Origin of the sequence: Acetivibrio cellulolyticus CD2 (assembly GCF_000179595.2) — a bacterium.
GTDB lineage: Bacteria > Bacillota > Clostridia > Acetivibrionales > Acetivibrionaceae > Acetivibrio > Acetivibrio cellulolyticus.
Map to the genome: position 1 here is coordinate 268,081 of NZ_JH556657.1, position 15,113 is coordinate 283,193.

Genomic DNA, 15,113 nt, shown 5'->3' on the forward strand with positions numbered 1-15,113 from the left:
TTCCCCCAAGCTCTATGCTGCATTAATACTCCACAATAGACTGAACTTTATATCCCTTCAATTTATCTCTGCCATTTAAGAATGAAAGCTCTATAAAATAAGCAATCCCTACTACTTCTCCTCCAAGCTGTTCAACAAGCTTGATATTTGATTCGGTAGTACCTCCTGTTGCAAGCAGATCATCTACTATAACTACTTTATCACCCTTTTTTACTGCATCAATGTGCATTTCGAGCTTATCAGTTCCATACTCAAGTTGATACTCTACACCTATAGTCTTGTAAGGCAATTTCCCCTTCTTTCTTATGGGAGCAAAACCTTTTCCCATAGCATAAGCTATAGGCGTCCCGAATATAAATCCTCTTGATTCAGGTCCAACGACAACATCAAAGTCCCCGAAACCCTGTATCTTTTGTATCATCTGGTCTATACAGTCTTTCAACGCCTCACCGTCCTGAAGTACGGTAGTTATATCAATAAAGTTAATCCCTTCCTTTGGGAAATCAGCAACCTCTCTCAATTTTGACTTTAAATCCATAATCTCTCCTCCTGTTTATGTTTTTTGCAGGACAGATGTCCCACGCATTAACTAATTATTTTCCTTTGCATTGAAATACGTTCTTTAAACGCTTTAAAGCTTTGGAACATGTCGGAGCTTTCAAGATCCGCCTTTTTGCCTCCGGTATCCAGCATTGATACAGTCATACCGTATTTACCGTGTTCCGATTTTTTTAATAGATTTAATTCTTCAAATGTTTCAATAATCCTTTTTACTTTAAAATAATTCATATTAATCCGATAACTCTTAGAAACAGCATTTGCAAACCGGAACAAATCTTCAATTATAAAATCGCTTTTAAAGTTAGACCTGATATATTGATATACAGCAACCATGTCGCGTCTTTCAACAATTATATCGTCTTGAGTAAATTCAAAACATATTTTGTCCAAAATAAATATTCTATCTACGTCAATGCCACTTACAATAAAATGTAAATAATTTCTGCAAATCCACTCCCCATAAATCATCACTTTGTCAAAGCGCGACTCATTAAACTTCCCCGGCTGCGCATTTACAACTAAACACACCTCATTATCATCAAAGATATCTATTTCATTATAGAATACCTTAAATCTCATATTTATGCTTTTTAGCTTACTCGTAAGGGTTTTCAAGCTATTTACGGAGTTTAGAAGAATTGCAAGCTTCCGGTTCTTAGGAAAAACTTGTGAACCAACTTGTCCAAACTCTTCCAAAAGGCCCACTACTGTAAGCCTATCCAAAAATGAATTAATTTTATTATCGTCATAACCATTCTTAAAATCAATAGCATTATCTAAACTGTAAAAATATTCGTTTTGAAGAAGTGTATCTTCACAAACTTTTAAGTCCTTTATATTTAACTGAACACTTTCCCTGTTGTTCCACGAGTTAATCTCCAACGAACACGCCGCATCAAGAATATCTGACTCACTGTAAACTTCAGCAAGATAACCCCTGCTAAACCCGATTGCGTCAAAATCAGTCTCTTTATCTCTAAATGTAATCTTGATATGTTTATTATTGCCAACAGCTCTTATATCCTTAATAACCAGATTTCGATATGCAAAAACAGGGCTCGGATTACCTGCCCCAAATGGAGACATTAAATCAAGTTGTCTGACACTTTCTTCTGAAATATCTTCCTTTGAAACTTCAATATCTATCTTAACTTTAGGAACCAGGTCAGAATCATTCAGTATCGAATTGGCATAAGCATTTATCTTAGTTTTAAATTCCTGAATATTATCTTCTTTTATTGTTAGTCCTGCTGCAAGTTCGTGGCCTCCAAACTTTTCAAGAAGACTTGAAGAATCCATAAGTGCTTTAAAAAGGTTAAATTCCTCTATACTTCTGCCCGACCCTTTTCCCATTCCATCCTCAACTGTTATCAGAATACATGGACGATTATAGCTTTCTGTTATTTTTGAAGCTACAATACCAATAATTCCATGGTGCCACCCTTTTCCCCAAACAACAATAACCTTTTCCTTATCAAGGTCCACGTACTGCTCTATCCCGGCCATAACTTCACATAATATATTATGCTCTGTCTCCTGACGGTAAGTGTTTTGCTCGCTCAATTCCTTTGCAATCTGAGCCGCCTCATCTTCATTATCCGTAGTTAAAAGTCTTACTGCCCTAGAGGCATCCCCTATTCGGCCTGCTGCATTAATTCTTGGTGCAAGTACAAAACCTATGACATAGGATGTAATCTGCTTGTCCTTACTTCCAGATACATCAATAAGAGCTTTAAGACCTGTATTTAAAGTGTTTTCAATCTTTTGCAAACCGTATTTGACTATAACTCTATTCTCTTCTATCAGCGGGACTACGTCTGCAACAGTTCCAAGTGCTACAAGGTCAAGGTAATTGACCGATTCGTCCGTAAGCCCCATTTTTATGCACAGAGCCTTAACGAGCTTGAATACAACCCCAACTCCAGCCAATTCTTTAAATGGATATGAACAATCATGCCTGCATGGATTAATTAAAGCATAAGCTTCAGGTAACTCTTCCTTGCACTCGTGATGGTCAGTAATTATGATATCCACATGACTTTCGATTATATGTCTTACCTCTTCAAAGGCAGTTATGCCGCAGTCAACGGTTATTATCAATGAAGCTCCGTCATCAATAACCTTATCCACCGCGATTATCGAAAGTCCGTATCCTTCTTCCTTCCTATCGGGAATATAATATCCAACATTAGCTCCTACTTTTTTTAAAAAATCAAACAAAATAGACGTACTGGTTATACCATCAACGTCATAATCTCCAAAAATAATTATTTTTTCTTTTTTTTCCACGGCATTTATTATTCTTTCAACTGCCTTTTCCATATCCCTGAGCAAAAAAGGATCGAACAGGTCATTCATTGATGGATTCAAGAATTCCTTTATATAATCTTCATCTTCAATTCCCCTGCTCAAAAAAACTTTGGCAAGAAGAGCAGATATCCCACACTGCTTTGATATTTTTAGAATTTTTTCTTCAGGAATTTTATTTATAACCCATAGTTTGTTTTGATCCACCTAATCACCTGCATTTCGGAAATTATAGTAATGGACTTATTATAAAGTATTTATATAAATAGTTCAAATAAAAGCTTCTGAGCTTATGCATCTTTCACTTCTTGAGAAATAAGGGTAATTAAAAAAGCTCGATTTACATCGAGCTTTATCCTAAATACTTCTTTACGATTTGATTTATGATCTTTCCATCAGCTCGCCCTTTTACTTTAGGCAAAACTGACTGCATAATCCTACCAATATCTTTGGCTGAACTTGCTCCGGTATCCTGAATAGCATCTTTTACAATAGCTTCTAGTTCTACCTCAGTGAGCTGTTGTGGCAAATACTGCAAAAGTACGTCAATTTCAACTTTTAACCCATCAACAAGATCTTGCCTGCCGGACTTTTCAAAGTCAGGCATTGAATCTCTTCTTTTCTTAACTTCTTTTGCTATAATTTCAATTATACCATCGTCATCAAGGGTAACTCTATTATCCTTTTCAACCTGAAGCACCGCCGCCCTAGCCATTTGGATCGCATTCTTTCGGATTGAGTCCTTATCCCTCATGGCTGCCTTCATATCTTCAAGCAATCTCTCTTTAAGGGACATATTATTATCCTCCATTATTTGAACTTCCTTTTCCTTGCAGCTTCAGATTTCTTTTTTCTTTTAACACTTGGCTTCTCGTAATGCTCCCTTTTTCTTACTTCTGCCAATACGCCTGCCTTAGCGCATTGCCTCTTAAACCTCTTAAGAGCACTATCAAGAGACTCATTTTCCTTAACTCTAACTTCAGACACGTATTTCCCTCCCTCCGATGGTAACAATTGTGCTAAGACTAAACTACATCGATTACTGTGGATTTTATTGGGAACTAATCTAAATATAGCACACAACATATTATATAATACTAATCAAACCCGTGTCAACAATTATTTACTAAGCAATCACGGCAAATTCGCCATTTTAATTCTTTTATACCAGAAAATAATAATTAACACTTCGATTATTGCAATTAATTACAAATAATCCTCATACCACCGTCTGCATCCACATAAACCATTAAATAGTTTGAACCTAACGATAATGAAATACATTATACCAAAAAAATATTTATTGAGCAATGATTTATTAATAATCTCATCAATATTTTTTTACCAATGTGATCCTTTCATCAAAGTTGAAACAATTCTCGAATTTCTTCCTCTCTGAGTTTTGTCAAAAGGTTTTCACCTGGCTGAATTACATTATTTATAAGGCCTCTCTTTTTCTCTTGAAGCTCATATATCTTTTCTTCAATAGTACCCTTTGTAATAATCTTAAATACCTGAACTGCCTTCGTCTGACCAATTCTGTATGCGCGGTCCGTAGCCTGATCTTCAACAGCCGGGTTCCACCACGGATCATAGTGAATAACCATATCAGCACCTGTAAGATTCAAACCAGTACCTCCAGCTTTTAAGGAAATCAAAAATAAATCGTTTTCACCGTTATTAAACCTATTTACCATATCTATACGTTCTTTTGCTTTAGTTGAGCCATCGATATAAAAATAACTCTTCCCGGATTCTTTAAGGGCTTTTCCAATAATATCATGCATACTGGTAAACTGTGAAAACAATAGCAATCTATGTCCGGAATCAATTGAATCCCCAATTATTTCGAGCAGTGTATCCAATTTTCCGCTTCCGCCCTTATAATTTTCAACAAACATAGCTGGATGACAGCATATCTGCCTTAATCTGGTCAGAAGAGCAAGTATTTTGATTTTGCTTCTTTCAATTCCTTTTTCTCTGATTTCAGCAGCCACCTCGCCCTGTGCCTGCTTTAGAAAAGCTGCATACAATTTTTTCTGTTCTTTCGTCATATCCGCAACAACTTTGCTCTCGATTTTCTCAGGAAGCTCTTGCAAAACTTCACTCTTAAGTCTTCTCAATATAAATGGCCTTATAAATCTCGAAAGTGTATTTAAAATCTCCTTATCATTATTTTGAACAATCGGCTTCTCGAACTTTGTGACAAAGCTATTGTGGCTCATCAGATAACCTGGCATAATAAAATCAAATATCGACCAGAGCTCTGTCAATGAATTCTCAATAGGCGTACCAGTCATTGCAAAATATCCCTTTGCCTTGAGGCTTTTCACACTATTTGCATTAAGTGTATTGGGATTTTTAATATGCTGTGCCTCATCTACGAATATATAGGAAAAATCCATCTCCCGGTAACGCTCTATATCCCTCTTCAAGGAGCCATAGGAAGTAACTATAATATCTTTTTCTTTACCGGTGTTTAACAGAATATCCCTTTCAGCTTTTGATCCATAAACAACTTCTACATTTAAATCAGGAACAAACTTTTCAACTTCGGACTTCCAGTTATACACCAAAGATGTAGGCGCCACAACAAGACACGGCCTTTTGTCTGTTTTTCGTTCTTCCTTAATAAATGCCAAAACCTGAAGAGTTTTCCCAAGCCCCATATCATCTGCAAGTATTCCGCCAAAACCATAACGCGAAAGAGTTTTAAGCCATTTGTATCCAAACTTTTGATAATCTCTCAAAACTTCAGATAGAGTATCATCAAGTTTAAAATCCTGATCCTTAGACTGGGTTATATCTTGTACAAGCTCCTTAAACCTGTCGTTTCGCTGAAAATCACTCATATTTCTTTCATTAATGAAATTATCAACAAATAATGCCCTGTTCGCAGGCAGGTCCAATAAACCATCCTTGATTTTTCTGGTATCAAGGCTTAAGTCGTAAATAAGCTTTGAAACATTTATAAGTTCTTCATTATCTATTTTTAAAATCGTGCCATTTTTCAAGCGGTAATATTTTTTCTTTTGCTTTATAGAATGAAAAAGGTTATGAAGCTCTGTGTCATCAAAATCTTCTATATTGAAATCAAATTCCAAAAGGTTTGATTCTGTGTTAAGCCTCACTCCCATCTGCATCTTTTTGACCGACCTGATTTGAATTTTCTTAAACTCTTCAGAATAATAAACCTCTGCGAGAGTTTTTAACTCCTCAATTCTTCCATTTAGCAGATCTACAAGCTTCTCATCATCGTCTAGAATCATTAACCCCTTGTTTTCATACATCCCTACAGACTTAAGAAAATCCCAAACCTGTTCTTCCTGTTCATAATTTCTCATATAGTAATCATCCGTAGACTCTGCTTTACTGTCCAGCGGATTCACAACCGTTTCACCATAACAATGATTAATCTTTGCACAAACACCATTGCTTATGACATCAAAATAAATCCGTGTAACCAAATCTTTTTGAGTCATTTTTTCTTCCAGATCTGCATCAATAGACACCTTCAATTTATCTTTATAAGGTTTGAAGAATTCACGAATAAACTGCTCCTGCTCTTTTTTTTGAATCTGAAATATAGGTTTATCCTTACGCAGGCGAATTTTATGGATTTTTTCAATAAGTTTGGCCTTATCCTCCGGAATTCTATAAATCCTGTGTGAAAAAGGATTCATAACCAATTCATAATCCCGTGTCAACGGCATAATCTTCTCATCTTTGTTGTAATCAGCTTCTAGAACAAGCAAATCATCTACTTGCTTTATATCCATTTGGATTTCTAAATCATCAATTACCTCACACATGGCATTGGGCTGTCCGATTATACCAGTAGGTATTCCGCTGCCTTTTACAATATCAAAATACCTCTTCATATTGTCTTCAATAAGAACTATTCTGTTTGCTCTTATACTGCCTAAATTCCTATCGCTGGCAAAACCATATGGGTCGTGAAAATTTCTTTCAAATTGTTCCTTTTCGTTTAATTTTATTAAAAAATCCAATATTTCTTTATTTAATCCTGAAAAATACATTGTATCCGGCTGAAAAGTAAAATTTATACCAAAATACAGAGGTATTCTTTTATCAATTGCATCAAAAAACTCAGTAAAATTCTTAACTTTATAGGGCTTCTCCAACCCAACTTTCAATTCAAGCTGCAAGTATGGAAAATTTGTCTCTAAAACAATATTTTGTTCAATCCATAGATTGGCTTTTTGCCTTTTCCTCCTAAAATCCAATCCTAATTCTGCAATAGGTAAAAAGTCACTATTTAAAGCACTCTTGCTGTTTAAAAGTTGTCTATTACCCGAAATGCTCTTTTGCTCTCTTTCATCCTCACAGTAATAATTAGCATACTTCATAACAGCTACAATATGTTTGCACGCACCAAAATAAGACCTAAACGCCTCGCAATCACATCTATAACTTCCCACCGAACCGTTTTCATTTAGTTCTATTTCTACATTATAATCATAAGTTCCCTGTACAATTGCATTAATGCGCCTTTCATCCTCTATATATTGAAATTTTCTGACATTATTAACTAATTTCATTCCTCGGCTATAAACACCAATATCACTAATTATTCTTTGTATCAACTTATCAGAAAATGTTTGCATGTCCTTTTCCTTTCAATCATAATGAAATTCTTAACGATACTAATGTTAGCATATAGACCATTTATTTTCAACTTACTCATATAGCAACGTTAGTAAGCAAATTTTAACTAATAAATTTTCAAAATAAAGTTTCAAGTCTTTATTTTTCTACGATTTAGTGCTAAAATATTCCTTATAGATATAACTTTTTTGTATATTTAATTATTAGTGAGGGCGGAGAAGTATGCATAAACTAAATAAACAAGCTTATACAAATGTCATTCAGCTTCAATTGGACATAATTTTTTTATTTCTATCATATTTCATTTCATATTACATAACTTCACAGTTTACCAATCTTTGTAATATAAAGGAATATCTCTGGATATTGATCGTATTTATACCAGTATGGATGTTTAGTATGGAAACTTTGGGAATGTATAATACAACCACCTTTTGCTATTTCGACAGAATAATTCGTAATTCTCTGTTTTCAACATTTATCTCAAGTTTGTTTCTTTCCTCCATGATATTCTTTGTAAAAGAGACAATGTTTAGCAGATTCTTGTTTGTAATTTATGTAATCTGCACATTAACTTTACTGCTTTCTGAAAGACTACTTTATATATTTTATATAAAAAGAAGCTCTCGACATACAAATACAGCTCTGAGAGTTATTATTGCAGGTTCACCTAATGTCGCCCGCCAATTCACAAACTATATACAAAAAACCAATATAAATATGAATATACTCGGTTATGTCCGTGTTGACTCAAAAGATTCCAAATCACCCTATGTATTAGGTCATATAGACAACCTTGAGGAGATTATTAAGAAAAATATTGTCGATGAGGTTGTTTTTGCGCTTCCTAAGAATTATACAGGAGAAGTTGAACAATATGTACTTCTGTGTGAAGAAATGGGTATTACCGTTCGAATGGTACTTAACCTTTATGACTTAAAAATCTCCAAAACCCACCTTACCTGTATCGGAACTTTGCCTATGCTAACATTCCATACAGTATCACTAAACCGCACCCAGCTGTGTTTTAAACGTTTTATAGATATTTGCGGTGCACTGGTAGGACTCTTTTTAACAGGTATAATCTCCATATTTGTTGGTGTTGCGATAAAACTTGATTCACCTGGACCTGTTATATTTGCTCAAAATAGAGTTGGCCTTAACGGAAGAGTATTCAAGCTTTACAAATTCCGTTCAATGTGCACAGATGCTGATAATAAAAAAACTGAGCTCTCAAAAATGAACGAAGTAGGCGGAGGGCTTATGTTTAAAATTAAGAACGACCCTCGAATAACAAAAGTAGGAAGGTTTTTAAGAAAGACAAGCCTTGATGAGTTCCCTCAGTTTATAAACGTGCTCAAAGGCGATATGAGCCTTGTTGGTACAAGACCTCCAACATTGGATGAAGTCAGCAAATATGAAGCTTACCACAGACGCAGAATAAGTATAAAGCCTGGTTTAACAGGACTTTGGCAAGTAAGCGGCCGCAGCAGCATTACAGATTTTGATGAAGTTGTAAAGCTTGATACAAAATATATAGACGAATGGTCCATATGGCTTGACGTAAAGATTATTCTTAAAACTGTTCTTAACATATTTAAAAAAGATGGAGCTTATTAATAAGCTCCATCTTTTTTAAGTTTTCCAAATAATCTTGTATTAAATAAAATAGTCAAAACTGCAGTAAGTGCTCCTGATGTGTCAATTAAAACATCTTTTACTTGTGGGTTACGTCCGGGTATATGACTCTGATAAAACTCATCTGCTGCTGCAACAACAAATACAAAGAATAATGTGAACATTGAAACCTTTTTAAGTCCTATTTTCCTTAGTTTTAGCGACCTAAACGTTAATGTCGCCAAAATTGCATACTCTGTAAAATGCAGAATCTTTCTAAATATGTAATTACGATTTTTATAAAGCCATTCATTATTCTCAATAAAGTTCCGTAAGCCCACTTTACTAACCAAAAAATCAACAATGCGTTCTGATATGCTAACAGAGTTTTGTCCTTTCTGAGTTGAAAATGCAAATATTATTACTACCATTATAACAACTAGTATACTTGAGGCCAGTAGAGCCAAATTAACTTTCTTTCTCATTTAGCAAGTCCTTTCGTGCGTTTAATATGTTCTTCCTGTTGTGTGTATGAAAGTTTATACGTATAATTAATACGTTTAGCACAACTATTATATATAATTTTACTTTATTATTCCATACATTTATCATTCTACTCAAATAAACTATCTCTGCCAGAAATGTATGAACATTTTATCCCTGCCATAGAAGGAAGTTTTCAAAATTTGTCGAATAATTATAATGTAACCTAATAGCAAATTTAACTTAATAGAGGAGAAAATGCTAATGGAAAAAAACTCAATTCTGATGCAAAACGAAATGGAAGCTAATAAGTTTTCTTCAATCGTTACACTATGCTCAAATGTGTTTATTTTAGCTGCTTATATTCTAAATCTTGCAGGTATCTTCGTAGTACCTATGTTGGATATGACAATCGCCTCAATTGCATCTGGAATTTTACTTTCTATACCAATTTTAATTGTTGTAGTACTAAAACAACAAGGTTCATGGGTTAAATATGTGACAGTGACATCAGTTGTACTTATGGTAAGCATAATAACAGTAATTTTAAAGTATCATGTTGTCGTATTATTTGCTTTTCCGCTGGCAGTATCAAGCCTATTCTTTTCAAGAAAGCTAAGTTGGTATACATCCATATTATCTGTTGTCTTTATTTCAGCTGCCCAAGCGCTATCCTTTACAACTACTGGTGTTAATGATCGTAACTTTGATACTATAAATGGCCTAGTAATATTCGGCATATTACCCAAAGCACTTGAATTATCAATGATGTCCGTCATATTTATAATACTGTCAAAAAGGACACGCAAGATGCTTGGCAACATGATGGGAGCAAAAGAGCAGGAAGAAATGCTCGAAAAGATGATTGCAGTTACAACAAAATCAACTGATGTATCTAACACATTGGCTCAATCTGTAAACAGCCTTTCATTAATGACTGAAAACACGACTAAATCAAATCAAGATATAGCTTTACGTACAACAAAACTTGCAGAAGGATCAAAAAGTTCAATAAAATGTATGGAAGATGCCTCATCCGAAGTCACAAACATGTCTGAAAATTTGCAAAAGATAACAGATGAAAGCAACCAAATAGGCGCTCTTTCAGAGCAAGTTAAAAAACTAACGGAAAACAATGAGCAGGTTATGTTCAATGCTGTAGAGAAAATGAGCGCTATTGCTATAGCAACCAAACAGAGCAAGGAAATTATTGCCAAACTCGAACAGCGCTCCAGTGAAATATCTAATTTTGTTGAGGTAATCACTCAAATATCAGAGCAAACAAACTTACTTGCAATCAATGCCGCCATTGAATCAGCCAGAGCCGGTGAACAAGGCAAAGGTTTTTCTGTAGTAGCGCAGGAGATTAGAAACCTGGCAGAGGAAGCCCAAAAGGCTGCCAAAGATATCTCCCTATCAGTAAATAAGATTATAGTAGATACCCAAGAAGCTGTCAGCTCCATGGATAACGGTTCTGAGCTTGTAGACATGGGACTTGCAATCATTGAAGAGGCTCGTAACTCTTTTACCAAGGTAGCTGATGCCAACAAGGATATTAATAATATGCTCACTGTAGTTAACGGAGATACTTTAGAAACAGCAGAACTTAGCAAAAAAATTGTTGATTTAATGGCAGATGTTAAGAATACCAACACAAATGCACTATATGACATTGAGCAGATTGCCCTGGCGAGCGGAAAGCTGGTAGCCTCTATGGAGGAAGTTGACACAGCTGTTGGCGATATTGAGACAATGTCCAAAGAGCTGCTGGAGGTAGTTCAAAAGTAAGTTATATATTGCACACATGTCGGGCGAGACCCATGCGTCTCGCCCTCAGTCATTATTCATTTTCAATTTTTGTTTCATTCAGATACAAACATACTTGGTCTAACAATTCAATTAATTCTTTGCTTTGCTCTTCGCCGAGTCGCTCAATCAGGCCTGAAAACAAAGCATCATAGTAAATCATCACTTTCTGAACAAATTTTTCCCCTTTGTCCGTAAGTTTGATATCTACAACCCTTTTATCTTTGGCATCCGCACATCGTTCAATATACCCCTTGCCACTCAAGCTTTTTATCAATTCAGTCACTGTTGGCGACGTAACCTGCAACTTATTACTAATTTGTGAAACATTGATGACCTGCTGACTGTCATGTGAAAGAGACCCAATGCAAAGCAAAACACGTACTTCACTGTTTTTCATACCTAATGCAGGTTGCATTTTACGTTCTGCTCTTACTAAGTTTTCAAATGTATCGACAAACCTATTAACAGTATTATTGGATTGGTTTTGCAATAAGTTCACCTCGTTCGTGTTGGTATATATTTAATGTTTCATATATACCCTATTATACACTAACGTTGCATATTCAACAATGCCTCAAAAGCAAGTATATGTATCTTTTTAGCTTACCATCTCCATGTCGTCATCTTCATTATCTTTGTTCTCTGGTTCAGTTTCAGCAACCCCCCCTGGCTTCACTTTCAAAAATAATGAAAGTACAACACCAACAAATAAGAGGAAAGCGCCTATATAAAATACCCATGATAAGGCTTGCCCCATTGCCGTACGAACCATATCCATCATGTCAACAAATATCTGTTGGACCTGACTAGGCAGGCTTGCCTGTATTGCTTCAAGCTTATTCTTGTCCAATAACAACTGGGGAGTGGCCATCGTTTTAATTTTTTCTGCTGTTGCACCATCCAATTTTGTGAAGTCAGGCCCTGCACCTGATGCCATAGCTTTTCCCATATTACTTGCTATAGATGCATTCATAATCGATCCAAAAACAGCTATAAATATCGTCCCACCCAAGTTTCTGAATAGAGTGCATGTTGCTGTAACAACACCTAGTTGTGAAGGTGGCGAAGAATTTTGTGCAGCGGTCGTGAAAACTGTCATACCAAATCCAAGTCCTACACCAAAAATAATCAGACTGACAGCAGCCCAGACAACATTATTCATATTGGCCATAATCACCATACTACCGCTCATCGCACCTAAGCCTAATGCTGCAAAAAGCCTGTAATTACCTGTTTTTGACAGCCACCGCCCGGATAATGCACTGAAGATAATCATCATAATTGACATAGGAATGTTTAACAACCCAGATTGCGTAGCTGACATACCTTTTACTCCCTGAATGTAGAAAGGAATATATGACATAGCCCCCATCATGCCACCACTCATCACAAAACTGGCAACATTGGAAATTGTGACACCCTTGTTTTTAAAGATTGAGAGAGGCATAATCGGGAACTTAGCCTTACTTTCAACAATAATCAACATTATAACACCTAGCAAGGTTGCTGTAAAAAGTCCTATAATTTGTGGTGAACCCCATGCGTATTTTGACCCAGCCCATGAGAATCCTAAAATTAGACCTGTAATGGTAATTGTCAGAAAGACTGATCCCAAATAGTCAATGGACTCTTTGCTATTCCCCTCTGCCTTAGGAAACATTCTCCATATCATTACAAAAGCAATAACTCCTACGGGTAAAAACATCCAAAAAAGCCATTTCCACGCAACAAAATCAACCAGAACGCCGCCGAGCACTGGTCCAAGAATGCTCGAAAGACCAAATATAGCCATCATGGTCCCCGTCCATTTCGCTCTTTCTTCCGGAGGATACAAATCACCTATTGCAGTCAAAGTGATGGACATCAGCATGCCGCCACCAATACCTTGAATCCCACGGAAAATAATCATTTGAAAAATATTCCCAGATAGTCCTGTTAAAAATGAACCCACCAAAAAAACGGAAATCCCGAAGAGTAAAAACTTCTTCCTCCCATAGATATCGGATAACTTTCCAAATATAATGGTCGAGATGGTTGACGTAAGCATATAAATGGTAATAACCCAGGAATAATACGTCATACCCCCTAGTTGTGCAATAATTTTGGGCAATGCTGCACTGATAATGGTCTGGTTAATGGATGCGAAAAACATGGTGGCCATTAGCGCTATCATGACCAGCATTTTTTTCTTGTTTGTTAGTTCTTGCATAAATTACCTCTCTCTCTATTCTCAATTGTAAATCAATTAATTAGGTTACCAACCTAATTAATTGATTTTACGACTATAATGACAATTTGTCAATATGTTGGCGCATAAACTTTCAAGTGTGAGCTTTCTATTCCTTTCTCTATCCCCATATTGATCTTTTATATTGAATAAAATCAAACCCGTGACTGTTAAAACCGTCACGGGTGTAGAATATCAACTAAATTGATCCCTTTTAAAATTTACTATTTCATCTTTGGAAATACCAGTATACTTTTCAATTATGGTATCGTCAAAACCATCTTTAATCATTTTTCTTGCCACTTCAAGTCTTTGTTGTTGTATTCCTTGTTGTATTCCTTGTTGTATTCCTTGTTGTATTCCTTCTTGTATTCCTTCTTCTTTTGCACCTGTTATACGAGTTATTTCATCATGAATTGCCTTTTCCCTCAACTCGTAATACCTTCTTATTTCTTCGTTTGTTCCGAGGTATTCTAATACCTTTTGAGCCTTTTCTATGGCAGGCTCTGCTTTCATAGCCATCTCCAACACCTCCTTGGGTGAATCCTCTAAAAATAGCAACCATCTATCTAATGGCTTACTCATATCCGGTTGCTTTTTTCTGAACTTCGGAAGTTCTATAAATCTTATTTCAAGCACATCTGTGAGCTTATAATCCTTATGGCTATCTTCCCACAAATGAAATATACTATGATAATTCTCTACTTTAATGTATTCAAAATCCAGAATATTTATGGTTATTGTCTTTTTTAACTCATTGAATGCCTGGCCTTCACTCAATTGTTCGGTATAAAGCTTTGACCAATAGAACAAAGTTCTTTTATCCATATTGTATTGGTTGACAATCTGAATTTCTATATTTATCTGTGTCCCTTCTAATGTCCGTGCCTTTATATCAAGTATACCCAATTTGTCATCCGGTCTATCCTTTTCAAGCCTTGTGTTTTCTATTATTTCTATATCACTTAGCGCATTTTCATTTTCTAGCATTAATACAGCGTTCAAAAAACTTATAAGAATTTCTTTATTTTCTTGTCTGCCGAATATCCTCTGAAATACAAAATCGTTTTTTGCTTTTAGTCGGTACAATTAAAATCACCCCACTTCGATTATAGCATATTTTAAAAACCATTAATATTACTAATTTTACATCAGTAAACGTTTACTATCAGAAAGATTGCAAAAGAAGGATTTTATTAAAAAGCAGCTCCAAATATCTAGCCTATGGAGCTGCCTTTTTTAGACTACATATGGTGTTCCATCGCTTACGCTCTTTTGTAAAATTGATTATCCAAAAAAGCCTGTTTTAGCTAGAATTAAAATTGTAATTGCAAAGAGTACTAAAAATCCTTATTGTACTCATACTTTTCGATCAACAAGTATTTTCATCTTGAATTAATATATATGTTAAACATTTTCATGGAGGTTAAAGTGTTTTTAGGTTTTAAAAATAACACTCATGTGATAAAATAAATTTATA

The 15,113-nt window shown here is 35.3% G+C and carries 11 protein-coding genes; 2 read left to right on the forward strand and 9 right to left on the reverse strand.

Features of this window, described 5'->3' with window-relative positions; genetic code table 11:
- Nucleotides 1–22: 22 nt before the first annotated feature.
- The 5 genes from ACECE_RS0213235 to ACECE_RS0213255 all read right to left on the reverse strand — a co-directional run bounded on the left by ACECE_RS0213235 (nucleotide 23) and on the right by ACECE_RS0213255 (nucleotide 7,430).
- On the reverse strand, nucleotides 23–538 hold the full coding sequence (locus ACECE_RS0213235; protein ID WP_010247903.1) for an adenine phosphoribosyltransferase: 516 nt from the start codon (nucleotides 536–538) through the stop codon (nucleotides 23–25).
- Between the two features lie 47 nt (nucleotides 539–585).
- Entirely contained in the window at nucleotides 586–3,075 is a 2,490-nt protein-coding gene (gene recJ, locus ACECE_RS0213240) for a single-stranded-DNA-specific exonuclease RecJ (RefSeq protein WP_010247906.1), read from the reverse strand.
- Nucleotides 3,076–3,220: 145 nt separating this feature from the next.
- On the reverse strand, nucleotides 3,221–3,664 hold the full coding sequence (locus ACECE_RS0213245) for a GatB/YqeY domain-containing protein (RefSeq protein ID WP_010247909.1): 444 nt from the start codon (nucleotides 3,662–3,664) through the stop codon (nucleotides 3,221–3,223).
- Nucleotides 3,665–3,678: 14 nt separating this feature from the next.
- Nucleotides 3,679–3,855, reverse strand: coding sequence for a 30S ribosomal protein S21 (gene rpsU / locus ACECE_RS0213250; protein WP_010247912.1), 177 nt, complete (start codon nucleotides 3,853–3,855; stop codon nucleotides 3,679–3,681).
- A 374-nt stretch (nucleotides 3,856–4,229) separates the two neighbouring features.
- Nucleotides 4,230–7,430: an SNF2 helicase associated domain-containing protein gene (locus ACECE_RS0213255; protein WP_456049019.1), complete on the reverse strand. Its 3,201-nt coding sequence runs from the start codon at nucleotides 7,428–7,430 to the stop codon at nucleotides 4,230–4,232.
- 289 nt (nucleotides 7,431–7,719) lie between these two features.
- On the opposite strand from ACECE_RS0213255, the gene ACECE_RS0213260 reads away from it, so the two are divergent.
- A complete protein-coding gene (locus ACECE_RS0213260) occupies nucleotides 7,720–9,117 on the forward strand; it encodes a sugar transferase (protein WP_010247920.1) in 1,398 nt (465 codons plus the stop codon).
- On the opposite strand, the gene ACECE_RS0213265 is transcribed toward ACECE_RS0213260, so the two are convergent.
- A complete protein-coding gene (locus tag ACECE_RS0213265; RefSeq protein WP_010247923.1) occupies nucleotides 9,114–9,599 on the reverse strand; it encodes a VanZ family protein in 486 nt (161 codons plus the stop codon). The genes ACECE_RS0213260 and ACECE_RS0213265 overlap by 4 nt on opposite strands.
- 262 nt (nucleotides 9,600–9,861) lie before the next feature.
- On the opposite strand from ACECE_RS0213265, the gene ACECE_RS0213270 reads away from it, so the two are divergent.
- Nucleotides 9,862–11,385, forward strand: a complete 1,524-nt coding sequence (locus tag ACECE_RS0213270) for a methyl-accepting chemotaxis protein (protein ID WP_010247926.1) — start codon at nucleotides 9,862–9,864, stop codon at nucleotides 11,383–11,385.
- A gap of 52 nt (nucleotides 11,386–11,437) precedes the next feature.
- On the opposite strand, the gene ACECE_RS0213275 is transcribed toward ACECE_RS0213270, so the two are convergent.
- The 3 genes from ACECE_RS0213275 to ACECE_RS0213285 all read right to left on the reverse strand — a co-directional run bounded on the left by ACECE_RS0213275 (nucleotide 11,438) and on the right by ACECE_RS0213285 (nucleotide 14,722).
- Nucleotides 11,438–11,896 (reverse strand): MarR family winged helix-turn-helix transcriptional regulator, encoded by a 459-nt coding sequence (locus ACECE_RS0213275; protein ID WP_010247929.1) that lies wholly within the window; start codon nucleotides 11,894–11,896, stop codon nucleotides 11,438–11,440.
- 108 nt (nucleotides 11,897–12,004) lie between these two features.
- Nucleotides 12,005–13,615 carry an MDR family MFS transporter gene (locus ACECE_RS0213280; protein WP_010247932.1) on the reverse strand — a complete coding sequence of 537 codons (1,611 nt, stop codon included), beginning with the start codon at nucleotides 13,613–13,615 and terminating at the stop codon, nucleotides 12,005–12,007.
- A gap of 213 nt (nucleotides 13,616–13,828) precedes the next feature.
- Nucleotides 13,829–14,722, reverse strand: a complete 894-nt coding sequence (locus ACECE_RS0213285; protein WP_010247936.1) for an Rpn family recombination-promoting nuclease/putative transposase — start codon at nucleotides 14,720–14,722, stop codon at nucleotides 13,829–13,831.
- Between the last annotated feature and the right edge of the window lie 391 nt (nucleotides 14,723–15,113).